Source organism: Pseudorhodobacter antarcticus (assembly GCF_900110135.1).
In the GTDB taxonomy this organism is placed as follows: Bacteria; Pseudomonadota; Alphaproteobacteria; order Rhodobacterales; family Rhodobacteraceae; genus Pseudorhodobacter; species Pseudorhodobacter antarcticus.
The window spans coordinates 13167-37170 of sequence record NZ_FOCO01000013.1 but is presented as its reverse complement, the minus strand read 5'-3'; the positions used below and the strand labels follow the sequence as shown (position 1 = coordinate 37170).

Annotated in this window: 25 protein-coding genes; 3 read left to right on the top strand and 22 right to left on the bottom strand. The window is 53.5% G+C overall.

Annotation, left to right across the window (positions count from 1 at the left end; genetic code table 11):
* Nucleotides 1-82: 82 nt before the first annotated feature.
* The 3 genes from BMY36_RS08540 to BMY36_RS08530 all read left to right on the top strand — a co-directional run bounded on the left by BMY36_RS08540 (nucleotide 83) and on the right by BMY36_RS08530 (nucleotide 3741).
* Complete coding sequence (locus tag BMY36_RS08540) at nucleotides 83-847, top strand: hypothetical protein (protein WP_139193985.1); 765 nt, start codon at nucleotides 83-85, stop codon at nucleotides 845-847.
* A complete protein-coding gene (locus BMY36_RS08535; protein ID WP_074818628.1) occupies nucleotides 847-1992 on the top strand; it encodes a glycosyltransferase family 2 protein in 1146 nt (381 codons plus the stop codon). Before BMY36_RS08540 ends, BMY36_RS08535 begins: the two co-directional genes overlap by 1 nt.
* Nucleotides 1993-2109: 117 nt before the next feature.
* The gene (locus BMY36_RS08530) at nucleotides 2110-3741 is read left to right on the top strand and encodes a DEAD/DEAH box helicase (RefSeq protein WP_050518166.1); all 1632 of its coding nucleotides are present in this window, start codon (nucleotides 2110-2112) and stop codon (nucleotides 3739-3741) included.
* Between the two features lie 75 nt (nucleotides 3742-3816).
* On the opposite strand, the gene BMY36_RS08525 is transcribed toward BMY36_RS08530, so the two are convergent.
* The 22 genes from BMY36_RS08525 to BMY36_RS08425 form a co-directional block, all read right to left on the bottom strand.
* The gene (locus BMY36_RS08525; protein ID WP_050518165.1) at nucleotides 3817-5493 is read right to left on the bottom strand and encodes a ribonuclease J; all 1677 of its coding nucleotides are present in this window, start codon (nucleotides 5491-5493) and stop codon (nucleotides 3817-3819) included.
* Nucleotides 5490-6269 carry a type III pantothenate kinase gene (locus tag BMY36_RS08520; protein ID WP_050518164.1) on the bottom strand — a complete coding sequence of 260 codons (780 nt, stop codon included), beginning with the start codon at nucleotides 6267-6269 and terminating at the stop codon, nucleotides 5490-5492. The genes BMY36_RS08525 and BMY36_RS08520 overlap by 4 nt, the downstream gene beginning before the upstream one ends.
* Before the next feature lie 17 nt (nucleotides 6270-6286).
* Nucleotides 6287-7045, bottom strand: a complete 759-nt coding sequence (locus BMY36_RS08515; protein ID WP_050518170.1) for a biotin--[acetyl-CoA-carboxylase] ligase — start codon at nucleotides 7043-7045, stop codon at nucleotides 6287-6289.
* Nucleotides 7035-8474: an NADH-quinone oxidoreductase subunit NuoN gene (gene nuoN / locus BMY36_RS08510; RefSeq protein WP_050518163.1), complete on the bottom strand. Its 1440-nt coding sequence runs from the start codon at nucleotides 8472-8474 to the stop codon at nucleotides 7035-7037. Before nuoN ends, BMY36_RS08515 begins: the two co-directional genes overlap by 11 nt.
* A 10-nt stretch (nucleotides 8475-8484) precedes the next feature.
* On the bottom strand, nucleotides 8485-10023 hold the full coding sequence (locus BMY36_RS08505) for an NADH-quinone oxidoreductase subunit M (protein WP_050518162.1): 1539 nt from the start codon (nucleotides 10021-10023) through the stop codon (nucleotides 8485-8487).
* On the bottom strand, nucleotides 10023-12095 hold the full coding sequence (nuoL, locus tag BMY36_RS08500) for an NADH-quinone oxidoreductase subunit L (protein WP_074818625.1): 2073 nt from the start codon (nucleotides 12093-12095) through the stop codon (nucleotides 10023-10025). The genes BMY36_RS08505 and nuoL overlap by 1 nt, the downstream gene beginning before the upstream one ends.
* Before the next feature lie 5 nt (nucleotides 12096-12100).
* Nucleotides 12101-12406, bottom strand: a complete 306-nt coding sequence (gene nuoK, locus BMY36_RS08495) for an NADH-quinone oxidoreductase subunit NuoK (protein ID WP_050518161.1) — start codon at nucleotides 12404-12406, stop codon at nucleotides 12101-12103.
* Between the two features lie 78 nt (nucleotides 12407-12484).
* The gene (locus BMY36_RS08490; RefSeq protein WP_050518160.1) at nucleotides 12485-13099 is read right to left on the bottom strand and encodes an NADH-quinone oxidoreductase subunit J; all 615 of its coding nucleotides are present in this window, start codon (nucleotides 13097-13099) and stop codon (nucleotides 12485-12487) included.
* Nucleotides 13096-13506, bottom strand: a complete 411-nt coding sequence (locus BMY36_RS08485) for a carboxymuconolactone decarboxylase family protein (protein WP_050518159.1) — start codon at nucleotides 13504-13506, stop codon at nucleotides 13096-13098. The genes BMY36_RS08490 and BMY36_RS08485 overlap by 4 nt, the downstream gene beginning before the upstream one ends.
* Nucleotides 13503-14006 carry an NADH-quinone oxidoreductase subunit NuoI gene (nuoI, locus tag BMY36_RS08480; RefSeq protein WP_050518169.1) on the bottom strand — a complete coding sequence of 168 codons (504 nt, stop codon included), beginning with the start codon at nucleotides 14004-14006 and terminating at the stop codon, nucleotides 13503-13505. Before nuoI ends, BMY36_RS08485 begins: the two co-directional genes overlap by 4 nt.
* A gap of 2 nt (nucleotides 14007-14008) precedes the next feature.
* Nucleotides 14009-15046: an NADH-quinone oxidoreductase subunit NuoH gene (gene nuoH, locus BMY36_RS08475; protein ID WP_050518158.1), complete on the bottom strand. Its 1038-nt coding sequence runs from the start codon at nucleotides 15044-15046 to the stop codon at nucleotides 14009-14011.
* 40 nt (nucleotides 15047-15086) lie between these two features.
* Complete coding sequence (locus BMY36_RS08470) at nucleotides 15087-15494, bottom strand: YNQ4 family lipoprotein (protein ID WP_050518157.1); 408 nt, start codon at nucleotides 15492-15494, stop codon at nucleotides 15087-15089.
* A gap of 3 nt (nucleotides 15495-15497) precedes the next feature.
* Nucleotides 15498-17519 carry an NADH-quinone oxidoreductase subunit NuoG gene (gene nuoG, locus BMY36_RS08465; protein WP_050518156.1) on the bottom strand — a complete coding sequence of 674 codons (2022 nt, stop codon included), beginning with the start codon at nucleotides 17517-17519 and terminating at the stop codon, nucleotides 15498-15500.
* 4 nt (nucleotides 17520-17523) lie between these two features.
* Nucleotides 17524-18018, bottom strand: a complete 495-nt coding sequence (locus tag BMY36_RS08460; RefSeq protein WP_050518155.1) for a DUF3291 domain-containing protein — start codon at nucleotides 18016-18018, stop codon at nucleotides 17524-17526.
* Nucleotides 18009-18299: a hypothetical protein gene (locus tag BMY36_RS08455; protein ID WP_050518154.1), complete on the bottom strand. Its 291-nt coding sequence runs from the start codon at nucleotides 18297-18299 to the stop codon at nucleotides 18009-18011. The genes BMY36_RS08460 and BMY36_RS08455 overlap by 10 nt, the downstream gene beginning before the upstream one ends.
* The gene (gene nuoF / locus BMY36_RS08450; protein WP_050518153.1) at nucleotides 18296-19591 is read right to left on the bottom strand and encodes an NADH-quinone oxidoreductase subunit NuoF; all 1296 of its coding nucleotides are present in this window, start codon (nucleotides 19589-19591) and stop codon (nucleotides 18296-18298) included. Before nuoF ends, BMY36_RS08455 begins: the two co-directional genes overlap by 4 nt.
* Nucleotides 19592-19600: 9 nt before the next feature.
* Nucleotides 19601-19843: a DUF5337 domain-containing protein gene (locus tag BMY36_RS08445; protein WP_050518152.1), complete on the bottom strand. Its 243-nt coding sequence runs from the start codon at nucleotides 19841-19843 to the stop codon at nucleotides 19601-19603.
* A 2-nt stretch (nucleotides 19844-19845) separates the two neighbouring features.
* Complete coding sequence (locus BMY36_RS08440; RefSeq protein WP_139193984.1) at nucleotides 19846-20664, bottom strand: helix-hairpin-helix domain-containing protein; 819 nt, start codon at nucleotides 20662-20664, stop codon at nucleotides 19846-19848.
* 15 nt (nucleotides 20665-20679) lie between these two features.
* Complete coding sequence (locus tag BMY36_RS08435) at nucleotides 20680-21834, bottom strand: NADH-quinone oxidoreductase subunit E (RefSeq protein ID WP_050518150.1); 1155 nt, start codon at nucleotides 21832-21834, stop codon at nucleotides 20680-20682.
* A 10-nt stretch (nucleotides 21835-21844) separates the two neighbouring features.
* Nucleotides 21845-22150 (bottom strand): hypothetical protein, encoded by a 306-nt coding sequence (locus BMY36_RS19450; protein ID WP_139193983.1) that lies wholly within the window; start codon nucleotides 22148-22150, stop codon nucleotides 21845-21847.
* The gene (locus BMY36_RS08430; RefSeq protein WP_139193982.1) at nucleotides 22147-23382 is read right to left on the bottom strand and encodes an NADH-quinone oxidoreductase subunit D; all 1236 of its coding nucleotides are present in this window, start codon (nucleotides 23380-23382) and stop codon (nucleotides 22147-22149) included. The genes BMY36_RS19450 and BMY36_RS08430 overlap by 4 nt, the downstream gene beginning before the upstream one ends.
* A complete protein-coding gene (locus tag BMY36_RS08425) occupies nucleotides 23382-23993 on the bottom strand; it encodes an NADH-quinone oxidoreductase subunit C (RefSeq protein WP_050518148.1) in 612 nt (203 codons plus the stop codon). The genes BMY36_RS08430 and BMY36_RS08425 overlap by 1 nt, the downstream gene beginning before the upstream one ends.
* Between the last annotated feature and the right edge of the window lie 11 nt (nucleotides 23994-24004).

Below are 24004 nucleotides of genomic sequence, written 5' to 3'. Positions count from 1 at the left end.
AGAACCTGCGCGCATGGTGTTGTCAGATAACGCTATTTTGGTGCGTCAGGGGACTGCCAAACAGCAATAAAAGGGCATGACTTTGACCGGGCCAACTTATTCCAACGCCCCCGACAGCCTGATCACGCATTGGGAAAAGAGGCGTGCGCCATTGGGATTTTCAAAAGGTGAAAACCTCGCTGGATTGGACACAGATCTTGCGGCCCTGACCACCAAAAACTTGGCTGATCCCCCGAACCCATTGCCCGACAATGCCAGCCGGCATCGCGCCAAAGAACATGAATTGCGGCGCGAGTTGGCTGGACAGTCAGAACTTGTTTTATTGCATGGCATGACGGTATCGCATTTGCGTAAACGCAGTTTTCCAGCACATACGCCAGATTTGTTTTACAAGATCTGGGTGGATCACTGCGACTATCTTTTGGGCACGCTGAACACCCGCTGGCTGATCTCTGCCGCAATCACTTTTGGCGAATATGGTAAAACCGAAAGCGAAAAATCGCTTGGGCGCGAGTTGGGTATGCTGTTTTCGATGATGAAGTTATATGAGTTTGAGCGCCTCCATTCTGGCAAAACACCCGACGATGCGTTTGGCCTGCGGCGGGTTGAGGCGGAACTGCCTTTGGGCATGAGCCCTTTTTCACTGGCATCCGGCGGGCTTGATATCAACCTGTTGGCGCCTTTGTGGCAACGCGCAACAGATGAGAGGGTTATGGGTGCCTTGGCCTGCGCTTTGCTAGACCGTCTGAACAGCGACCAAGGCGGCATCTTTCGCCGGATCAACGCCATGCGCACAAAAAAGCAAGCGCGGATCGCCGCACGCACAAAAGACGAAAGGAAAGAGTGATGATACCCGCCCCAAAAGCTTTTTTGGTGACAACAGCCAAAAATGAGGCCCCGTATTTTCTCGAATGGGTCGCATATCATCAAGAAATCGGCTTCACCGACATCGTGGTGTATCAAAATGACAGCGATGATTTGACGCATGAAACCTTGGCCGCCTTGCGTGACCTTGGCGCGATTCAGTATTTTTACAACCGCGCCGACGTTGGTATGCATCAGGTCCGCGCTTATACACGCGCCGCGGCCCTTCCCGCTTATCAGCAAGCAGACTGGGCTATGGCCTTGGATATGGATGAATTTCTGTTGATCAAAACCGGGGATGGCATGCTGTCTGATCTCATGAAAGTGCTGCCCGAAAGTGATTGCTTGCATCTGAATTGGCGCATTTTTGGCAATTCCGGCTATGAGGTGATGACCGAGGAGTTGGTGACAGATCGCTTCAAAATGGCCAATTATCAGCTTGGGGAGGTGGATAATTTTGGGGCGTTCAAATGCATGTTCCGGCCCACCTTGTTTAACCGCCCCGGCATCCATAAACCCAACAAAGCATTGATTGCAGAGGATAAAATTCGATACACCAATGGCAGCGGTCTTGCGCCTGAGCAATACTTATTGAAAAACTTTAACTCAACAGATCCTGGCGGCTGTGAATTTGCCCAAGTCAACCACTACATTGTGCGTGATCTGTGCAGCTTTATGTTGAAATCGGCGCGCGGATCGGCGCATCAGGCCAATCGCACGATCGGCCATCGATATTGGCGGATGCGCAATAAAAACTTTGCCATTGATGACAGCATGCAACCCTTTCAAGCCCGGATCAAAGTGCGCATGGCGGTGCTGGATGACGCATCAGGCGGCAAATTGATGAAGCTGCGCGAGACGGCGATCTTCACACATCTGGCCCGTTATTACACGATGCTGCAAGAACCGCAGATTCGCGCGTTTCGGGCGTTTTGCAAAGCAAATCCCAATGCCGTCGATTACACAAAAACCCCGCGTGACACTGCGTCAGAAACACTTGATGACACCAAAACTACATCAAAAACAGGCAAAGCACGCAAGCCTGCCTCAATGACAGCCACGGCCGGTTCTGTATCCAAGAAAGCCGCGCCAAAACAACCAACGCCATCAGACCACGCTACAACTTGACGTGAGGCCAAAGAAAGGCTACGCCCGAATAGCCCCAAGGGCATTGACGCCGGGGCGCCCGGAAATCTAGCGTCCCATCCCATTATTGCGGTCCGATACCGCATTCACAGGACGCACATGATTAAATTTTCTGACCTCGCGCTGGACCCCCGCGTCCTGCAAGCCGTTGCCGAAGCTGGCTACGAAACCCCTACACCTATTCAGGCCCAAGCGATTCCGCATGCGCTGGAAGGCAAAGATGTATTGGGCATCGCCCAGACAGGCACGGGCAAGACTGCCAGTTTTGTGCTGCCGATGATCACCCTTTTGGGCAAAGGCCGCGCGCGCGCGCGGATGCCCCGCAGTTTGGTGCTTGCCCCCACACGCGAACTGGCCGCCCAAGTAGCCGAGAATTTTGAAACCTATGCAAAGCACACAAAGCTGACAAAGGCTTTGTTGATTGGCGGCGTGGCCTTTGGCGAACAGGACAAGCTGATTGATCGCGGCGTTGATGTTTTGATTGCAACACCGGGCCGCCTGCTGGACCATTTCGAGCGTGGCAAATTGCTGCTGCAAGGCGTGCAGATCATGGTGGTTGATGAAGCTGACCGGATGCTGGATATGGGGTTCATTCCCGATATCGAAAAAATCTTCAGTTTGACGCCATTCACCCGACAAACGTTTTTCTACTCCGCCACGATGGCGCCCGAGATTGAGCGCATCACCAATACATTCTTGTCGGCTGCGGTAAAAATTGAGGTGGCACGCCAAAACTCCACTTCTGAGACGATTACACAAAAGCTGATCGAGATAACGCCAAGCCGCAAGGATCGCAGCTTTGCCGAAAAACGGGCAGTGTTGCGGGCGATTATCCGCGCCGAAGGGGCGACTTGCACCAACGCGATCATTTTTTGCAATCGCAAGATGGATGTCGATGTGGTCGCCAAGTCTTTGAAACAGCACGGGTTCAACGCATCCCCGATCCACGGTGACCTTGATCAGTCAGTGCGTACCCGCACGTTGGACGGTTTTCGTGATGGTTCCGTGCATTTGCTTGTTGCTTCCGATGTGGCTGCGCGCGGTCTTGATATTCCTGCGGTCAGCCATGTTTTTAACTTTGATGTTCCCAGCCACCCCGAAGATTACGTTCACCGCATCGGTCGTACGGGCCGCGCCGGGCGTGAAGGCAAGGCATTTACCCTGTCGGTACCTTCAGACGCAAAGTATCTTTCAGCGATTGAAGCTTTGGTAGGGAAAACCATACCACGCGGCGAATTGCCTGAGGGCATTGAAGCTGTAAAGGCCGAACGCCCCGCAAAAGCAGTTGAGGAAGAAACCGAAAAGCCGGCACGGACGCGTGGTGGCCGCAACCGCAGCCGCACGCCACGGGCCGACAAGGTTGAAGCAGATCCAGTGTTGGAAACTGTTGTTGCAGTTGCCGAAACGGTTGCAGACGTTGTGCCAGGGGCTATCCCTGCCCCGCGTGAGGACCGCAATCGTGGGGAACGTAGCCGGGAACCACGCAGCGATGACCGCCGCAATGATCGGACGGAAACGCGCCGCGATGAACCACGCAACGACCGGCGTGATGATCGACGGGACGACCGCCGGGGGCAAAGTGGCAATGACCGCGTGGTTGGGCTTGGTGACCATGTACCCGATTTCATTTTGCGCAGTTTCAAACTGGAAGATAACACCAGCGACGATGCGGATGATGATTTTGCGGCGCCCCATTCGGAAAGCGACGGCGGCACAGCAAACGAAAGCTAAGAACGCCGTCTAACATCTAGACAAAGAAAAGCGCGCAAGGTTTCCCTTGCGCGCTTTTTAATATTCTGACGAAAATCAACCGTCGGTTAGACGGCTAACCACAACAGTCACTTCAGGTTTCTTGCCGATTTCTTCCATGCAAATCTGACGCACAACGCGGCGAACCGCCTCATCCAGTTTGGCATCATCTTTCAGAACTTTTTTACCCGCACGATCCACAAACTCGGTCAAATCTGCTTCCAGCGTCTCGGCCAGAACGGCTCCGGTACGGCCCTTCTCGGGCAGGCCTTTGACCTCAACCCACGCATCGCCCAAAGGTTCGTCTGCCTCATCCAGCAGCAAGGTGACCATGACCTGCCCGTTCAGGACCATGCGAATCCGGTCACGCACAACGCCATCACGCGACCCGATCATAACGGATCCATCCAAATAGGTGCGTCCAGTTTCGATGTATTCGGCAACTTCAGGCTGATCACCCGTAAGGTCAATCATCATCCCGTTAGTGACGACATCCGACACGCGCCCGGCTGCCATTGCAATTCGTGCGTGTTCGCGCAGATGACGGTGTTCACCGTGCATTGGAATAACGATTTCTGGGTTCAGTACGCGATGGACGGTTTCCAGATCAGGGCGATTTGCATGACCCGACACATGGTACAACCCGCCGCTGTCATCGACAATATTGACGCCCATTTCAGAAAACGCATTCATGATCGAAATGACACCGCGCTCATTCCCCGGAATGGTTTTGGAGGAGAACAGAAATGTATCACCCTCTTTCATCTCCAGCCCCAGATACTTGCCGCGGGAAAGCTGCGCCGAGGCAGCGCGGCGCTCCCCCTGTGACCCAGTCACAATAAGCATCAAGTTGCCGCGTGGAATATCCTGCGCTTCCTCAGGGGAAACAGTTTTTGGGAAGTCCTTCAGCACGCCGGATTGTTCTGCGGCCGTTACCATACGGCGCATCGCACGCCCCAAAAGGCACACGGTGCGATCTGCAGCCACCGCTGCCTCGGCCAGCGATTTCAAGCGCGCCACGTTGGACGCAAAAGTGGTCGCCACAACCATACCGCGCTGGGATTTTATCAAATCGCGCAACGGTTCACGCAGGGTGGATTCCGAACGTCCCGCATGTAGCGAAAACACGTTAGTACTGTCGCACATCAGCGCTTTGACAGGCCGTTCACGCGCAATCGCTTGGAACATATCTGGGTCCCACGCTTCACCAACCAGCGGCGACGCATCCAGTTTGAAGTCGCCAGAATGAACAATCCGCCCCGCCTCAGTGTCGATGATCAATGCAGAGCTTTCGGGAACCGAATGGCTGACCGGCACGAACTGCACGTCAAACGGCCCCGCCTTGACCACATCCGGCCGAGCCTCGACCACGGTGATAGCGTCTTTTGGGTGGCCATGTTCATCAAACTTCAGTCGCCCAATGGTCGCGGTAAAACGCCGCGCGTAAACTGGGCATTTGAAGCGCGACCAGTAATGGGCAACGGCCCCAATGTGGTCTTCGTGGGCATGGGTGATGAAAATCGCCTCAAGCCGGTCTTTGCGGGCTTCAAGCCACGAAATATCGGGCATGATTAGGTCAACGCCGGGGGTGGTGTCCATATCGGGGAAAGTCACGCCCAGATCGACCAAGATAAGCCGTTCTTTATCTTCTGGCCCGTAGCCATAGACATATGCGTTCATCCCAATCTCCCCCGCGCCACCGAGGGGGAGATAGATTAGCCGGTTCGCTTTCATGCGGTTTCCCGTTCCTTGTTCAGTTCGTTGATAAGGACAAGACCACGCATGGTCAGATCGTCCTCGATTGCGTCAAAAATTTCGGTTCCCTGTTGGAACAACGGGGCAAGCCCCCCGGTGGCAATAACTTTCATCGGGCGCGGATGCTCCAAACGGATTTGGCGACAAATACCCTCGACAAGGCCAATGTAGCCCCAATACACCCCTGACTGCATACAGGCCACCGTATTCTTTCCAATTGCGGTTGTTGGATGACTAACATCAACATGCGGAAGGGCAGCGGCGGCCATAGACAACGCTTGCAGGCTAAGGTTCACGCCAGGGGCAATCACGCCACCGATATAGGCACCATCTTGATCCACCACGTCAAAGGTGGTTGCTGTGCCAAAATCAACCACGATCAGATCACCGCCGTGCCGATCAAAGCCCGCCACAGTATTTACCAAACGATCTGATCCAACGGTCGTCCCTTGATCCACCCGAGGTGGCACGGGCAGCGCACATTCCGGTTTGCCAACGACCAATGGCCGACAATTGAAATAACGGTCTGTCAAAACACGCAGGTTAAAGACGACGCGCGGCACGGTAGAGGAAATGATCGCGCTGGTGATCACCGCCTCTACTTTATTCAATGACATCAATGTACTGAGCCATACAAAATATTCATCAGCGGTACGTTTGTGATCGGTTGAACACCGCCACGTCGCGATAAAAGTCTTTCCGTTCCAAATAGAGAACACGGTGTTCGTGTTGCCGCAATCTATGGCCAAAAGCATAGGAATAGCCTTTCCGGTCAAAAGAAAATTTCAGCTGCAGGAATGGCACGACGGCCCTGCAAGGTTTGCAGGATCAACGCGCCTGTTTCATCAATTGTTTGAAAAACACCAACATCAGACGTGTCACCAATACGGGCAGTGATCGTTTCACCCAGTTTTGCAGCGTGCAACAACCACTCAGAGCGCAAAGGGGCAAAACCTTTCGCCGCATAAACGGCTTCCCACTTTTCATACGCATTGGCGAGTGCTGTCAAAAACGCTTCTGGGGTAACCCTGATACCAGTTTCGGATAAAAGCGACACAGGAACAACCGCCCCTTGTTCCACTTCATCGGCGTTTGGGGCGGCTATAAGGTTCACACCAATACCAATGGACAATTGGGTGATCCGCTGCCCTGCCCCAGTGCTTTCCAGCAAAATCCCGGCAAGCTTACCACCGTTCAAAAGCACATCATTCGGCCATTTCAACGCAAAACCCACCGTCAACCCTGTTACAGCTATGCACGCATCACGCAGGGCCAAGGCCGCAGCGAAAGACCGTAACGCGACAAGGTCCGGCGTCTCAATCGGCTGAAGGGCCAAAGTTGCATAGAAATTTCCACGCGGACTGAGCCATGGTCGACCACGCCGCCCCCGACCGCCAGATTGTTCCGCCGCAAGGATCCAAGTCGGCACATTTGGGGAAAGCAAAGCCGCATAAGCGTTTGTGCTGTTCACAGTATCCAGCAAAACCCGTGCCACGCCTTGCGGCCAGCACGGTGGCAGGTCAGCGGACAAGCGTTTGCGCCGCAACCAAGGCAATGCCTTCAATCCCGAACAGGTTCACAATTCCAAAGACCATGATTGCGGCAGACCCCATCAACGCAGTCCACTGAACGGCGCCCATGCGCGCATCAATGCCGCCACCGTCTTTGCCAAAATACATGTAAAAAACGATGCGAAGATAGTAAAAGGCACCAATCACAGAGGCAACAGCACCCGCAAGGGCGAGCCAAGCCATATCTGCGGCGACTGCAGACTGCAAAACATAAAATTTGCCAAAAAAGCCAAGCATTGGCGGCACGCCCGCAAGACTAAACAGCAAAACCAACATGGCAAAAGCTTGTACGGGTGCTTTTTTCGACAGCATGTTCAGACTGTCTATGCTGGTTACGGCAACACCGTCGCGCTCCATCGATAGGATGAATGCAAAGGTGCCGATGTTCATGCTGACATAAATCGCCATATAAATCAGCATCGCCTGTACACCAAACACAGTACCAGAGGCCAACCCAATTAGCGCAAAACCCATGTGAGCGATCGACGAATACGCCATAAGACGCTTGATATCGCGCTGCCCGATCGCCGCAATCGCCCCCAGAAACATCGACAACACGGCCAATAACGCAATAACCTGTCCCCATTGATCGGGGATCGTTCCGAACGCGTCATACATCAAACGCGCCAACAACGCCATCGCGGCAACTTTTGGCGCCGTGGCAAAGAACGCCGTCACGGGCGTGGGAGAACCTTCGTAGACATCAGGGGTCCACATGTGAAACGGCACTGCCGAAACTTTGAATGCGAGCCCCGTGATCAAGAACATCAAGCCAAACAGCAACCCCAACGGAACCTCATCCTGGCCCAAGGTTGACATGATCCCCGCAAAATTGGTCGTGCCAGAATAGCCATATGTCAAAGACGCGCCATACAGCAGAATACCTGACGACAAGGACCCAAGCACGAAATACTTCAAGCCCGCCTCTGACGATTTAACGCTGTCGCGCCGCAAACTGGCAACAACATAGAGCGCAAGCGATTGAAGTTCCAAGCCCATGTAAAGTGCAATCAAATCACCCGCAGACACCATGAACATCATGCCCAGCACGGCCAGTGCAACAAGGATGGGATATTCAAATCGGAGCAGTCCGCGCTTGAGCATAAAGTCGTGGCTGATAACCAAAACCGCGGCCGCCGACAGCAAAATCGTTACTTTTGCGAACCGCGCAAAGGGATCATCATTAAACATGCCGCCGAAAGCGACCCGTTCGCCACTGGTCCCCACACCAATCCAAAAGGCCAGCACCACAAACAAACTCGCCATGGCCCAATTGATGGTTGATGCCATCGCATCTTTGCCAGTGTAAACCGCACCCAGCAAAGCAGCCATTGCGCAAAGCGCCAATGTGACTTCAGGCAAGACGGTCGAAAAATCAGTCGGGGTCATCTGTCGTCCCTCAATGCTTGGCCAATTGCACATCACCTGCGACGGGGATGGCGGCTTGGTAGTCGGTCACTAAAGCGGTTACCGAGGGGCCGATGATATCGGTCACAAGGCTAGGATAAATGCCCAAAAGCAAGGTCATCACGATAAGGGGGGCAAAAATTGCCCGCTCGCGCGTTGTCATATCGGTGATAGACTTAAGGCTCTCTTTGATCAAATCACCAAAAACTACTCGGCGGTACAACCACAATCCGTAAGCCGCAGACAGAATCACACCCGAGGTTGCCACAGCGGCGACCCAAGTGTTCACTTGGAAAATACCAACCAAAACAAGGAATTCGCCCACGAAACCAGAGGTGCCAGGAAGGCCCACGTTCGCCATCGTGAAGAACATGAAAATCAACGCATAATGCGGCATCCGATTGACCAAACCACCGTAAGCGTCAATCTCACGGGTGTGCATCCGGTCGTAAATCACGCCAACACACAAGAAGAGCGCACCAGAGATGAAGCCGTGGCTGATCATCTGAAAAATCGCACCGTCAACACCTTGCTGATTGGCTGCAAAAATCCCCATCGTCACATAGCCCATGTGCGCCACTGACGAATAGGCAATCAGTTTTTTAATATCCGATTGTGCCAACGCAACCAAAGACGTGTAAACAATCGCAATTGCCGACATCCACAACACCAGCGGGCTTAGCAAGTCAGCGCCAATCGGAAACATCGGCAGGCTGAACCGCAAAAAGCCATAACCGCCCATTTTCAGCAAGATCGCAGCAAGAACCACAGACCCCGCAGTTGGCGCTTGGACGTGCGCATCTGGCAACCAAGTGTGAACCGGCCACATCGGCATTTTAACCGCAAAGCTGGCAAAAAACGCGAGGAAAAGCAGTGTTTGCAAACCGCCTACAACATGGAAACCTGCAATCGACATCGTTTCTGACGCGAAGTTATGAACCAAAAGCGTCGGAATATCCGTCGTTCCAGCATCAACATACATCGCAATCATTGCGACCAGCATCAACACCGATCCAAGGAAGGTATAAAGGAAGAATTTGAACGCCGCATAGATCCGCTCCTTGCCGCCCCAAATCCCGATGATCAAGAACATCGGGATCAAACCCGCCTCAAAGAACAGATAGAACAGCACCAGATCCAATGCACAGAACACGCCAAGCATCAACGTTTCCAGCATAAGGAACGCAATCATATATTCCTTAACGCGGGTCTCCATGCTCCAGCACGACGCAATCGTGATAGGCATCAAGAATGTCGTCAGCATCACGAACAAAACCGAAATGCCGTCCACACCCATTTTATACTTCAGGCCAAGGATCCATTCATGTTCCTCAACAAACTGAAAACCGGTGTTTGATGGATCGAACCCAACCAACACAAAAACTGAAACCAAAAAGGTGGTCGAGGTCGCGACAAGGGCCACCCACTTGGCGTTGTTGCGAGCGGCGGTATCATCACCCCGCAAGAACACAGCCAGAATAACAGCTGCAACAGCCGGAATGAACGTGATGATGGACAGCAGATTTTCCATTATTGCGCGCCCCCCGACAGCGACATCCAAGTGACAAGGACAACAATGCCCAAAACCATCGCGAATGCGTAATGAAAGACGTAACCGGACTGTGCGCGACCTGCGAGGCGAGTCAACATTGGGATAATTCCCATGGCAATCCCATTGATCGTACCATCAATAACTGCGCCATCGCCCTTTTTCCAAAGCACCTTGCCCAACCACTTTGACGTGCGGACAAAGATTAGGTCATACAGCTCATCAAAGTACCATTTGTTCAATAAAAACAAATACAAAGGGCGTTGCTGTGCAGCAAGTTTGCCCGGCCAATCGGGACTGCGAATGTAAAATTTCCATGCCAAAGCAAAGCCAAGGATCATCGCGATGAAGGGGGACACCTTTACCCATTTTGGCACATCATGCGCCTCGTGCAGGATATTGTTATCTGGACCAAAGAAAATAGCGCCTTTCGGTGCAACGGCTGCATGACCATCGGCGTAAGGGGCCTCAGTGGCAGTTGCCTCATCTGTTGCATGAGTATCAGCGCCATCAGCGGAATGATGCTTCGCTGCTTCCATACCAAACCAACTATGTACTTTATTAACATCCCCAAAGAAGGAATTGTACCAAACCATTCCAGAAAACACTGCGCCAAGTGCCAAAACACCCAGCGGGATCAACATCGTTTTGCCGGGTTCATGCGCATGTTCGTGGGTGTGGTGATCGCCGCGCGCTGTGCCGAAAAAGGTCATGAACATCAGGCGCCAGCTATAAAAACTGGTCATCAAAGCCGCCACAACCAACGTCCAAAATGCAAAGCTGGACCCGACAAACGCGCTTTCAATCACAGCATCCTTGGACAAAAAGCCCGCAAAACCGATATGGGTCAATGGAATACCAACGCCTGTAATCGCCAATGTACCAATCATCATGGCCCAGAATGTCACGGGGATCTTTTTGCGCAGCCCACCATAATTCCGCATATCTTGTTCATGGTGCATCGCGTGAATGACAGAGCCCGCACCCAAAAAAAGCATCGCCTTGAAAAACGCGTGGGTGAACAAGTGGAACATCGCCACCGGATAAGCACCAACGCCCGCAGCCACAAACATATAACCAAGTTGCGACATGGTTGAATACGCAATCACGCGTTTGATGTCGTTCTGAACCAGACCGATGGTCGCGGCCACAAAGGCAGTCGTTGCCCCCAATACGGTGATAAAGGCCAACGCTTGCGGCGCATATTCAAAAACTGGCGACATGCGACAAACCAAAAACACGCCCGCCGTCACCATCGTCGCTGCGTGGATCAACGCCGAAACCGGGGTCGGGCCCTCCATAGCGTCCGGCAGCCAGGTGTGCAAAAACAACTGCGCCGACTTGCCCATCGCCCCGATAAACAACAACACCCCGATCAAGTTTGCCGCATTCCATTCGCCCCACAAGAAATGCAGGTTGGTTTCAGCCAATTGCGGTGCAAAAGCAAAGATGTCGTCCAACTTGATGCTGCCAGACAGGAAAAAAAGCGCGAAAATCCCCAGCGCAAAACCAAAATCGCCAACACGGTTAACCACAAAAGCCTTCATCGCTGCCGCATTTGCGGTGGGCTTGCGATAGTAAAAACCAATCAGAAGGTAAGACGCAACGCCCACACCTTCCCAACCAAAGAACATCTGCACCAAGTTATCTGCAGTCACCAGCATCAACATCGAAAAAGTGAAAAACGACAGATATGCAAAGAACCGCGCTTTATAGTGTTCATGGTGCGACCAATTATCGTCATGCGCCATGTAACCAAAGCTGTAGAGGTGAACGAGCGCAGAAACTGTAGTTATGACTACCAGCATTATCGCCGTCAAACGATCCAGCCGGATGCCCCAATCCGTCGCGAGGCTACCACTCTCGATCCAACGCAAGATGACGATGTGTTGCGTTTCATCAATTGGGCCCAAGAAGATGACCCACGACAAAATAGCGGCCAAAAACACCAAGCTGGTTGAAATAACCTGCCCCGCGAATTCGCCAAACAGGCGCCAGCCAAAGCCGCAGATCAGGGCGCCAATCAAGGGCGCGAAAAGAATAATCGTTGCCATTTGATTTAGCCTTTCATCACATTGACGTCTTCGACGTCGATGGTGCCGCGAGTGCGGAAGAACACAACAAGGATGGCCAAACCAATCGCAGCCTCTGCCGCCGCAACCGTCAGGACGAACATGGTAAAGATTTGCCCGACCAAATCACCGTGGAAGGAGGAGAAGGCAACAAAGTTGATGTTAACCGCAAGCAACATCAACTCGATCGACATCAAGATGACGATCACGTTCTTGCGGTTCAAGAAGATGCCAAAAATCCCAATCACGAATAGCGCTGCTGCCACCGCGAGGTAATGCTCTAGTCCCACCATATTACGTCCCTCCGGGTCAGTTGCCCGATTTTTTCTTATATTCTTAGAGGCTTACACCCCGCAACGTCCGGTTAAAGTTTACAACCCCTGCCCCGGCTTCACATCTTTAAGTTCCATCGCCTTGGCGGGATCGCGCCACATCTGATGCATCACATTTTGACGCTTCACGTCCTTACGATGGCGCAGCGTCAGGACAATCGCGCCGATCATGGCGACCAACAAAATCATCCCGGAAAGCTGAAATACCATCAGATACTCATCATAGAGCAGCAGCCCAATCGCACGCGTGTTCTCCACCTGCGCCATATCTGGTGTCACGGATTTACGCAACGCCATCGCCGCATCCGCCTGGACCCATGTTCCAAGCCCGATGAATAATTGCATCAACAAAACAACGCCGATCAACAAAGCAATCGGCATATATTTTGCCATTTCGCCCTTCAGTTGGGCGAAATCCACATCCAGCATCATCACCACAAACAAGAACAGAACCGCCACAGCCCCGACATAGACGATGATCAGCAACATCGCGACAAATTCAGCACCCAAAAGAACGAACAACCCAGACGCCGACAGGAATGCAAGGATCAACCAAAGAACTGAATGAACAGGGTTTCGACTGACGGTCACCAAGACCCCGGCGGTCACAGCCGTCAGGGCAAAAGCGTAAAAGGCCAAATCGGCGACGGTCATCTTTCAGTCTCCTCAACTTCGGCAAAAACGGATTGGGCAATTTCCAACGCCTTTTGCATGGCTGGCAAGCCCCCGAACATGCTCATCTGCCAAGTCACTTCAGTAATCTCGCGTTTTGTCGCCCCGGCGGCCAAGGCTTGTTCAATGGTCAATCGCAATTGCGCATCGGCTTGCGCACCCAAAACGGTCAATGCTGCGATGGTCACCAGCAATCGCGTGCGCGCATCCAGCCCCTCAGGGTTGAAGGTTTTCCCAAACCACAGCTCCAACATCTCAGGCGGCATGGAGGGGAACAACGCCTCAAACCCTTTGACATCCGCACCCTGCATTGCGGGCGCAAAAGCACGCGCCATATCTTGGCCCTGCGCCATCATGGCCTTGAACATTTTTGCAATATCATCGCTCATCTGTAGGGCGCATCCGTTTCCAAGTTGCGTGCAATTTCAGATTCCCAGCGATCGCCGTTGTCCAACAACTTTTCTTTGTTATAAAAAAGCTCTTCACGGGTCTCTGTTGCGAATTCAAAATTGGGCCCTTCGACAATGGCATCCACAGGGCAGGCCTCTTGGCAGAACCCGCAATAGATGCATTTCGTCATGTCGATGTCATAGCGAGTGGTGCGCCTGCTGCCGTCATCGCGCGGCTCTGCATCAATCGTAATGGCTTGTGCCGGACAAACCGCCTCGCACAGCTTACAGGCGATACAACGCTCTTCGCCATTGGCGTAACGCCGCAACGCATGTTCCCCCCGAAAACGTGGCGACAATGGGCCTTTTTCGTGCGGATAATTTAGTGTCGCCTTGGGGGCAAAGAAGTATTTGAAGCCTAAGCCAAACCCTTTGATGAAATCCATCAACAGGAAATATTTTGTGGCACGACCCCAATCGACAGGACGGTTCTCACCCATGATCAGCCTCCAATGACCCAGCGCGCCCAAAAGCCGCCGAACACTTCAAATTTTGCCAAAAACGCAACCAAAACCACCCAACCCAGCGACAGCGGCAAGAATACTTTCCAGCCGATCCGCATCAATTGGTCGTAGCGGTAGCGTGGCACGATCGCCTTTACCATCGCAAACATGAAAAAGAACACGGCCATCTTACCCACCATCCACAGCACACCGTCAGGCAGGCCGGGAATGGGCGACAACCAACCGCCAAAAAACAGCAGCGACATCAAGGCACACATCAAGAAGATGGCGATGTATTCCCCCGCCATGAACAACAAATACGGGGTGGAGGAATATTCGACCATAAACCCCGCGACCAGTTCGGATTCTGCCTCAGGCAGATCGAAGGGAGGGCGATTAGTTTCCGCCAGGGCGCTGATAAAGAACAAGAATACCATTGGAAAATGCGGGATCCAATACCAATTGAACAACCCATAGTCACCGCGCTGCGCCTCAACGATCGCGCCAAAGTTAAGCGAGCCTGTGGAAATGATAACCCCGATGATAATCAAGCCCAAGCTGACTTCATATGAGATCATCTGTGCGGCGGACCGCAACGACCCAAGAAACGGATATTTGGAGTTTGACGCCCAGCCCCCCATGATCACGCCGTAAACTTCCAAAGACGAAATAGCGAATACGAACAAGATCGCCACGTTGATGTCAGACAATACCCACCCCTCATTAAAAGGGATCACTGCCCAGGCAAGGATCGCCAAGACAAAAGACAGCATCGGGGCCAGAAAGAACACCGGCCGGTCCGCACCCGCGGGCACCACAATTTCCTTGACCACATATTTCAGCGCATCAGCGACCGACTGCAAAAGACCAAAAGCACCAACAACGTTTGGCCCACGCCGCATCTGAACAGCGGCCCAAATCTTGCGGTCGCCATAAACAAGAAACAACAACGAAATCATCACGAAAGCGATGACCAACAGGCATTGCGCCACGATCAACAAAGTGATGCCCAAACCGGTTTGCAGAAATTGATCCATGACGCCTGTTATCCCCCGGCCTTGTTCGTGTTCGAATTCGTCATATCGTTGGTATCCCCTGCGCGCCGCAATCACGAACCGTTACTTCGGCATCAATGGTTGCAGATCCACGCGGCAAATCTTTTGAGATGGTGTAAACCGCATCGCCGCGCCAATTACCACCCGTCTTAGCAACGGATGTGCGAACATGGCGCGTGAATCCGGCGCCACGGATCAATGCATACTGCGCTGCAGCACAGCGCGCATAGGTTTCGACGTCGCCCTGATCGCGCGCGCCACGCATGGTGACGTGGAAATTCACCAAATCCCCATCCAAAAGCACGGTTTGAATCCCGCTGTAAGTCGGATTTAACGCAACGCGCGCTGCCACGTCTTGGTCTGTCGGCGCGCAAGCCGACAGGCTGGCCAAAGCCAACAAGGTCGTGGTGATGGGCACGCGCAAAACCATGGATTATTCTGCTGCCATCGGCTGTTCAGCCCGCGCTTTTGCTTGTGCTGATAGCTCACCCATCAGACTGGACGCACGCGCAATTGGATTGGTCAGATAAAAATCCTTGATAATATAGCGGAAATCCGCGCTTGCAGGATCACGCAAAGCAATGCGCTGCCAGTCGTTTTGCGGCACTTCGTCGATATTGCCCAAATGCGGCACCACAACCACGATAGCTTTGCGCAAAGCCGCAAGGCTGTCCCAAGGCATTGCCTGACCCAGTTCACCCGATAGGGCGCGCAAAATGGCCCAGTTTTCCTTTGCTTCACCCGGCGCAAACCCTGCGCGGGCCGAAAGCTGCGGACGCCCCTCCAGATTTACAAACAGTCCCGATTCTTCGGTATAAGCAGCCGCTGGCAAAATCAAATCGGCACGATGCGCGCCACGATCACCATGACTGCCTTGATAAATCACAAACGCGCCCGCCGCGATGTCCACCTCATCAGCACCAAGGTTGTAAACAACTTCGGCGCCATCCAAGGCGGCGGTCATCCCATGATCGGAGACAGCACCAACATCCATCGCGCCAACCCGCCCGGCAGCTGTGTGCAAAATCATCAACTTGCTGTCTGACGCTTCGGCCATCGCCATCGCGTGCGACAAAACCGCTTCGCCATCAGCCTCATTCAAGGCACCGATTCCCACGATGATAATAGAAGGGTTTTCTTTAACCTTATCCGTGCATTTGACCTTGGCCAAACCCATCAACGCCGCCCGGCCCACACCTTTGTGGGAATAGTCATAAGTCAAATCGACAGCAGGCCCGACCAAATCAACGTCACAGCCAACGCTCCACGCCTTCCGGATACGCGCATTTAAAACGGGGCTTTCAACACGCGGGTTGGTGCCAACCAGCAAGATATATTTCGCATTATCAATATCTTCGATCATCGCAGTACCCACATAGGCGGACCGATTACCAACTGGCAACTGGGCTTTGTCAGTGCGACATTCAACTTTGCCACCCAACCCTTCGATCATAACCTTCAAGCTGAACGCCGCCTCAGCAGGAACCAAATCCCCAACCAACCCAGAAATCTTTTTGTCCTTCATCGCGGCGGCTGCAACCTGCAACGCCTCATTCCACCCAGCTTTGCGCAATTTGCCGTTTTCGCGGATATAAGGCGTATCAAGACGTTGGCGACGCAGTCCATCCCACACGAAACGCGTTTTGTCCGAAATCCATTCTTCGTTCACGCCGTCATGGTTGCGCGGCAAAATGCGCATGACTTCACGGCCTTTGGTGTCCACTCGAATATTGGCGCCAAGCGCATCCATCACGTCGATCGTCTCGGTCTTGGTCAACTCCCAAGGGCGGGCGGTAAAGGCGTAAGGTTTGGAGGTCAGCGCGCCAACCGGGCACAAATCAATGATATTGCCTTGTAGGTTGCTGTCCAACGTCGCACCCAAATAGGTCGTGATTTCAGCATCTTCACCTCGCCCAGTCTGCCCCATCGACAAAATGCCAGCCACCTCGGAGGTGAAGCGCACGCAACGGGTACAAGAAATACAGCGGGTCATCGTGGTCGCAACCAACGGCCCAAGGTCAAGATCCTCAGAGGCGCGTTTCGGCTCACGGTAGCGGCTGAAATCGACGCCATAGGCCATGGCTTGGTCTTGCAAATCACACTCACCGCCCTGATCGCAAATCGGGCAATCCAGAGGGTGGTTGATCAGCAAAAATTCCATCACGCCTTCGCGCGCTTTTTTCACCATGGGCGAATTGGTTTTCACAACCGGCGGCTGGCCTTCGGGGCCGGGGCGCAAATCTTTGACCTGCATCGCGCAAGATGCGGCAGGTTTTGGCGGCCCGCCCACAACCTCGACCAGACACATCCGGCAATTGCCCGCGATCGTCAAACGTTCGTGGTAACAAAAGCGCGGGATCTCAATCCCAGCCACTTCAGCGGCCTGGATCAGCGTCATCGCGCCTTCAACCTCAACCTCGATGCCGTCAATGATGATCTTTTTCAGATTGGACATGCTTTTACTCCGCCGCCACTGCTGCGCAACCATGGGTTTTCCACGCCTGCGCTTCTTTCAGATAGGACCAGCCAAAGGCCACATCACTATCCCCATGTTCTTGTTTATACGCTAGTTTTTCCAGCGCCTCATCCAATGTTGGCCTGTACCCTTGCGGCACCCACCACATCACGAAATGCATCTTGCCCAGCACTTCAAACCATTCCGCGCGCCGATCGTAAAACTGCTTGTGCACTGCTTTCCACACAAACGCCTCTAGGCTGGCAACATCTTCCCACACCGTCAAATTCGACACATACTGCGGGTCGCCATCAATCTTGGCTTCGGTATTGCCCTGCCCCGGCGTGCCAGACCCTTCAATCATCCAAACGAAACCCTGCATCCGCTTGCCAAGTCCGTTGACGGTATCAAGGGCGCGCATAAAATCTTGCACGCGCGGGTCGTCTGTCGGGGCCAACAAGCGGCCAACGTTCAGCTCTGCCAGATGCATCATGCACATCCCCCGGTGATCAGCCAAGTCACACCTTCAAACCTGTCGCGCATGGACGTATTTGCACGACCAACGCAAAAAGCATCCGCAGCGCGCCGCGCCACTTGACCTTCCCAATTTTCAAAGGGACGGCCCATCCGCGCAACTTCCACCGCACCCGATGGGCGTTTGGCAACAGCGTATTGCACGCCTTCCAAAACAATCGAGCCGCGCGCCTGCGGGGCCTGTACGCCAAAACATCCCGACAAGGCCAAAGCGCCCAAAGCAAAGGAGGCGGTGAAACGGTTCACTCAGCCGCCATTGCGCCCATGCGCCCTGTTTTCTTGGCTTTGATGCGGTCCTCAATTTCCTCACGGAAATGGCGCACCAAACCTTGGATCGGCCACGCCGCGGCATCCCCCAGCGCGCAGATCGTGTGACCTTCAACCTGCTTGGTCACGGACAGCAGCATGTCGATTTCCTCAACCTCTGCCTCACCGCGCACCAACCGGTCCATCACGCGCATCATCCAGCCTGTACCTTCGCGGCACGGTGTACACTGGCCACAGGACTCGTGTTTGTAAAATTTCGACAAACGCCAGATCGCTTTTATCACGTCCGTCGATTGGTCCATCACAATGACCGCCGCCGTGCCAAGGCCCGACTTCTGTTCACGCAACCAATCGAAATCCATAATCGCGTCATCGCATTGCGCCGCGTTCAACATTGGCACGGACGACCCACCAGGGATCACCGCCTTTATGTTTTTCCAGCCGCCGCGAACGCCACCGCAATGACGGTCCAGCAATTCCTTCAGCGAAATCGACATCGCCTCTTCAATCACACAAGGGTTAATGACATGGCCCGAAATGCCAAACAGCTTGGTGCCTGCGTTGTTGGGGCGGCCGATGCCTGCAAACCAATCCGCACCACGGCGCAAAATCGTCGGCACAACCGCGATTGATTCCACATTGTTTACGGTGGTCGGGCAGCCATACAAACCAGCGCCCGCCGGAAACGGCGGCTTCATCCGCGGCATGCCCTTTTTGCCCTCAAGGCTTTCCAGCAGCGCTGTTTCTTCACCACAAATATAGGCACCTGCCCCGTGATGCAAATAACAGTCGAAATCCCAGCCAGAACCCGACGCGTTCTTGCCGATCAACCCAGCATCGTAACATTCGTCGATTGCCGACTGCAGCGCTTCTTTTTCACGAATGTATTCGCCGCGAATATAGATGTAGCAAGCATTGGCCCCCATCGCAAAAGACGCGATCAACGCGCCTTCGATCAAGGTGTGCGGGTCATGGCGCATGATTTCGCGGTCTTTGCAGGTGCCCGGCTCCGACTCATCAGCGTTGATCACCAAATATGATGGGCGGCCATCAGACTCCTTTGGCATAAACGACCATTTCAAACCGGTCGGAAACCCAGCCCCGCCCCGACCGCGCAGGCCGGACGCCTTGATCTGGTCCACCAACCAACCACGCCCGTTGGCGATAAATCCTGCCGTACCGTTCCAGTGCCCACGCTTTTTTGCGCCAGCAAGGGTGCGGTCATGCATCCCGTAAAGATTGGTAAAGATCCGATCTTGGTCTTTCAGCATGTCATGCCCTCAATTGCGCCCGGAGACGGATTTATTCCGCCGCCAGATCCGATAAGTTACGACCATCGTCCAAAAGAACGCGGCCAATGCGGCCAAATCAAACAGAAATACAAAGCGCGGCTCCCAACCCAGTTCACCGCCCATCCACTGTGCGCCCAGCCAAAGCGCCATAGTACCGACCAGCACGATGGCCACCAAGCACGAGTCTTTTGCGTTCTGAACGTCAATCTTACTGGGTTGCGATTTGGACATTTTCAGTAGATCTCGCCCTTGTCGACGCGCTTGGAAAACGCCGTGTCTTCACCAGCAGCTAGGATTTTGGCTTGATCAACCCAAGCATCGCGAGACACTCGGCCCTTGAAGCCTTCAATATTTTGATCGACCCAAGCAACCTCTGCAACCCGCCAACTGGCAATTTGATCAAAATGAAACACGCCCATCCGGTTCAGCAAAGCTTCCAGTTTCGGACCAACCCCTTTAATTTCTTTCAAATTATCTGCTTTTCCATCGCGCGCGACTAAAAGCATCTCAGGTTTGCCATCTACTGCAACAGTCCCACCCACTGGTGCAACTTTTGCGGCAGGCTTTGTTTTTTTGACGCTCGTCTGCGACTTAATCTTTTCCGCTGACTTTTTGGGCGTTTCAGCTTTCACAACCGACTTTTCAGCGGCAGCCGACTTTGTCTTGAATGCAGCGGGTTTTTGTACGTTTTGGACTTCGGGCACAGTGACAGCAGCAGATACCAAGGAAACAGGCGGTGGCGAAACTACTTCCGATCCTGCCGACAGATCAGCCTTCACAGTATCCGCAATGAAACCAGTACTTTGCGCTGCAGGTTGCCCAACGGACGTTGGGTTTGATGCTGGCATCGCCTCGGAAACAGGTGTTTGTCCCTGCACATGACAGAGCGCCCACTGCAAAAACAACGCCGCACCGACACTGACAACCACGGCACAAAAAAGACCTGCAAGCATCCCCAAGCCAAGCAAAATCGCCAGCAGCACACCAAAGGCGGCACCGACAATCCAGCAAATACCCGGACAGGTAAAGATGTATGATTTCTTTTGCATCATGACGTTCCCTTGCATCTATAGGTCAATAGACACTGCCTTTTCTACCCGCGCGGAAAAATCAGTTTCTCCCCCCGCAGCCAAAGGTTTTGCTTGTGCCACCCAAGTGTCACGGGTGACACGCCCCTTAAAACCTTCCAAATTCTCGTCCATCCATGCGATTTCTGCATCGGACCAATTGGCAATCTGATCAAAATGGTAAAACCCAAGGGTGTTGCAAAGCTCTTCCAGCTTTGGCCCGATACCTTTGATCTGCTTTAAATCATCCGCTTTACCATCACGGGCAGATGCTAACGCCGCTGGCTTGCTGCCAACATCTGCGGTTGCTGTGGCCGGGCGCCCTTTGTCGACAGCAGTCGTGCTGGCCGCTTTTTCGGAAGCGATCATTTGCGGCGCGCTCATCGCGGATTGCATCTTGGGTGCGCCCTGGGTCGGGTTAGGTGCTTTGGCAGGTTTGCTGCCTGATTTCCCAAGCCAAGGCGTCAAAATCGGCACTTCAGTGCCGTCGATGCGCTTTACTGTATCGCCCAAATCCACAGCCGCTTGCGCGCTGGCGTTGTAGGGTTTGCGGCCAGCGGCATGATCTTGCAGACTGGTCAAACCGATCAATGGCTCCGAGGCATAGCGACCATTTTGCGGGCCGGGCACGGGGACCTCGCCTTTGGCGAACCGTGCAATCAAATCGCGCAGCGTGTCAGGGGTCAAATCCTCATAATAGTCCTTGCCAATTTGGGCCATCGGCGCATTGGTGCAGGCCCCAAGACATTCAACTTCTTCCCATGAAAAGTTACCATCGGCTGACAGCGTGTGCGCTTTGGGCGCAATCAATTCTTTGCAAACCGCAATCAAATCTTCGGCCCCACAAATCATGCAAGACGTGGTGCCGCAAATCTGGATATTAGCAATTTTGCCAACAGGTTGCAGCTGGAACATGAAATAAAATGTGGCAACTTCCAGCGCCCGAATATAGGCCATGCCCAGCATATCCGCGATATGTTCGATCGCGGGCCGGGTCAGCCAGCCATCTTGTTCCTGCGCGCGCCAAAGCAGCGGAATGATAGCGCTGGCCTGCCGCCCTTCGGGATATTTGGAAATCTGGCCAGCGGCCCACTGCTGATTGGCAGGGGTGAAGGCAAAAGTGGCGGGCTGTTCTTTGTGCAAACGGCGGAGCATGGCGGTCCTATTAGGTCAGAATACAGGTAACGGGAATATTCGGAAGCATTGGCTCCGGGTTCTCCCCCGCGAGTTCTGCCAGCAAGACAAGCTTGCGTTTGGCTTGATTTTCAGAGCTGTCAGCAACAACACAAAGATAGATCGCACCATCCCGCGCCATGCCATAGATCGAATTTGGGACACCCGACATTGCGATCGGCGCAAACTCCTCTGCCGCTAAATCTGATGACCACCGAAATGCAGAAGTGCCCGTCTCAAATGACGAGGCGACAACTGGTATTGTCATAAATAAAAGTGTCAGAAGCGTATTCTTCACCGGTCAATCTCCCCGAACACCACGTCCATGGTGCCAATGATCGCGGCAACATCGGCCAATTGATGACCTTTGCACAGGTAATCCATCGCTTGCAGATGTAAAAAACCCGGTGCCCGGATTTTGGCACGGTAAGGTTTATTCGTCCCATCAGCGACCAAATAGACGCCAAATTCACCTTTTGGTGCCTCAACAGCCGCATAAATTTCACCAGCGGGTACGTGGAACCCTTCAGTATACAGTTTGAAATGGTGAATTAACGCTTCCATCGAGGTTTTCATCTCACCCCGTTTTGGCGGGGTGATCTTGCCGCGCGCCAAAATATCACCGGGCTCTTTGCACAGCTTGGCCAGCGCTTGTCGGATGATTGATGTGCTTTCCCGCATTTCCGCCATCCGGCAGAGGTAGCGATCATAGCAATCACCATTCTTGCCAACCGGGATTTGAAATTCAAATTCATCATAACATTCATAAGGTTGCGCACGGCGCAAATCCCATGCAAGCCCGGAGCCGCGCACCATGACGCCAGAAAAGCCCCAGTCCAAAATGTCTTGTTCGCTTACCACACCAATATCAGCGTTGCGCTGCTTGAAAATGCGGTTTTCGGTTAACAACCCGTCAATATCATTCAAAACGCGCGGAAAATCCTGCGCCCATTCGTCAATATCTTCAATCAGCGCGGATGTCAGATCTTGATGCACGCCGCCGGGCCGGAAATACGCAGCATGCAAACGCGCTCCGCTGGCCCGCTCATAAAACACCATCAGTTTTTCGCGCTCTTCAAACCCCCACAAGGGCGGGGTCAATGCGCCCACGTCCATCGCTTGAGTGGTCACATTCAGCAAATGGCTTAAAACACGCCCAATTTCGCAGAACAAAACCCGGATCAACTGCGCACGGCGTGGCACTTCCACACCCGTCAATCGCTCGATTGCCAAACACCAAGCATGCTCTTGGTTCATCGGCGCCACATAATCCAAGCGATCAAAATAGGGCAGATTTTGCAGGTAGGTGCGGCTTTCCATCAGCTTTTCGGTGCCACGGTGCAACAGGCCGATATGCGGATCACAGCGCTCCACAATCTCGCCGTCCAGCTCCAGCACAAGACGCAAAACACCATGCGCCGCAGGGTGTTGCGGCCCGAAGTTGATGTTAAAGTTGCGGATACGTTGTTCGCCCGTCTCAAAATCGGTGGAGCCATCGTCGTAAGTGTTCACGCGGATATCGCCGTCCATCACTTCGCTCCCTCTTTCTTCTCATCGCCGGGCAGCACATATTGCGCACCTTCCCATGGCGACATGAAATCAAACTGGCGGTATTCTTGAACCAAGGTCACCGGTTCATAAATCACGCGCTTTTGCACCTCGTCATAGCGCACTTCGGTATAGCCGGTGGTCGGAAAATCCTTGCGCAAAGGATGGCCGCGAAACCCGTAATCTGTAAGGATGCGCCGCAAATCTGGATGCCCCGAAAACAAGATGCCGAACATGTCAAACACCTCCCGCTCAAACCAATTGGCGGATGGGTGAACAGAGGTGATCGACGGCACCATTTCATCCTCGCGTAGCGCCAATTTCACGCGCAGGCGGGTGTTTTGGTACATCGACAGGAAGTGATAGACAACATCGAACCGCGCTGATGTCCGCTCGGGGTAATCAATCGCCGTGATGTCAACAAGGCTCGAAAACTGGCAATTCCCATCCGTTTTCAGGTAGTCGACAAAGCCTACCAATGCGCGCGCCTGCACTGTCACAGTCAGTTCGCCATGCGTGATCGCTGTCGAAACAATCGCATCAGGATGACGCAGTTCCAGCCGCGCAGCCAATTCACTAAGGATTTCACTCATTTCAATCGCTC

Coding starts and splice junctions, on each gene's coding strand:
- BMY36_RS08535 (WP_074818628.1), top strand. CDS start 847: ATGATACCCGCCCCAAAAGCTTTTTTGGTGACAACAGCCAAAAATGAG.
- BMY36_RS08530 (WP_050518166.1), top strand. CDS start 2,110: ATGATTAAATTTTCTGACCTCGCGCTGGACCCCCGCGTCCTGCAAGCC.
- BMY36_RS08525 (WP_050518165.1), bottom strand. CDS start 5,493: ATGAAAGCGAACCGGCTAATCTATCTCCCCCTCGGTGGCGCGGGGGAG.
- BMY36_RS08520 (WP_050518164.1), bottom strand. CDS start 6,269: ATGCTTTTGGCCATAGATTGCGGCAACACGAACACCGTGTTCTCTATT.
- nuoN (WP_050518163.1), bottom strand. CDS start 8,474: ATGACCCCGACTGATTTTTCGACCGTCTTGCCTGAAGTCACATTGGCG.
- BMY36_RS08505 (WP_050518162.1), bottom strand. CDS start 10,023: ATGGAAAATCTGCTGTCCATCATCACGTTCATTCCGGCTGTTGCAGCT.
- nuoL (WP_074818625.1), bottom strand. CDS start 12,095: ATGGCAACGATTATTCTTTTCGCGCCCTTGATTGGCGCCCTGATCTGC.
- nuoK (WP_050518161.1), bottom strand. CDS start 12,406: ATGGTGGGACTAGAGCATTACCTCGCGGTGGCAGCAGCGCTATTCGTG.
- BMY36_RS08490 (WP_050518160.1), bottom strand. CDS start 13,099: ATGACCGTCGCCGATTTGGCCTTTTACGCTTTTGCCCTGACGGCTGTG.
- BMY36_RS08485 (WP_050518159.1), bottom strand. CDS start 13,506: ATGAGCGATGATATTGCAAAAATGTTCAAGGCCATGATGGCGCAGGGC.
- nuoI (WP_050518169.1), bottom strand. CDS start 14,006: ATGGGTGAGAACCGTCCTGTCGATTGGGGTCGTGCCACAAAATATTTC.
- nuoH (WP_050518158.1), bottom strand. CDS start 15,046: ATGGATCAATTTCTGCAAACCGGTTTGGGCATCACTTTGTTGATCGTG.
- BMY36_RS08470 (WP_050518157.1), bottom strand. CDS start 15,494: ATGGTTTTGCGCGTGCCCATCACCACGACCTTGTTGGCTTTGGCCAGC.
- nuoG (WP_050518156.1), bottom strand. CDS start 17,519: ATGTCCAATCTGAAAAAGATCATCATTGACGGCATCGAGGTTGAGGTT.
- BMY36_RS08460 (WP_050518155.1), bottom strand. CDS start 18,018: ATGTGCATGATGCATCTGGCAGAGCTGAACGTTGGCCGCTTGTTGGCC.
- nuoF (WP_050518153.1), bottom strand. CDS start 19,591: ATGCTGAAAGACCAAGATCGGATCTTTACCAATCTTTACGGGATGCAT.
- BMY36_RS08445 (WP_050518152.1), bottom strand. CDS start 19,843: ATGTCCAAATCGCAACCCAGTAAGATTGACGTTCAGAACGCAAAAGAC.
- BMY36_RS08440 (WP_139193984.1), bottom strand. CDS start 20,664: ATGATGCAAAAGAAATCATACATCTTTACCTGTCCGGGTATTTGCTGG.
- BMY36_RS08435 (WP_050518150.1), bottom strand. CDS start 21,834: ATGCTCCGCCGTTTGCACAAAGAACAGCCCGCCACTTTTGCCTTCACC.
- BMY36_RS08430 (WP_139193982.1), bottom strand. CDS start 23,382: ATGGACGGCGATATCCGCGTGAACACTTACGACGATGGCTCCACCGAT.
- BMY36_RS08425 (WP_050518148.1), bottom strand. CDS start 23,993: ATGAGTGAAATCCTTAGTGAATTGGCTGCGCGGCTGGAACTGCGTCAT.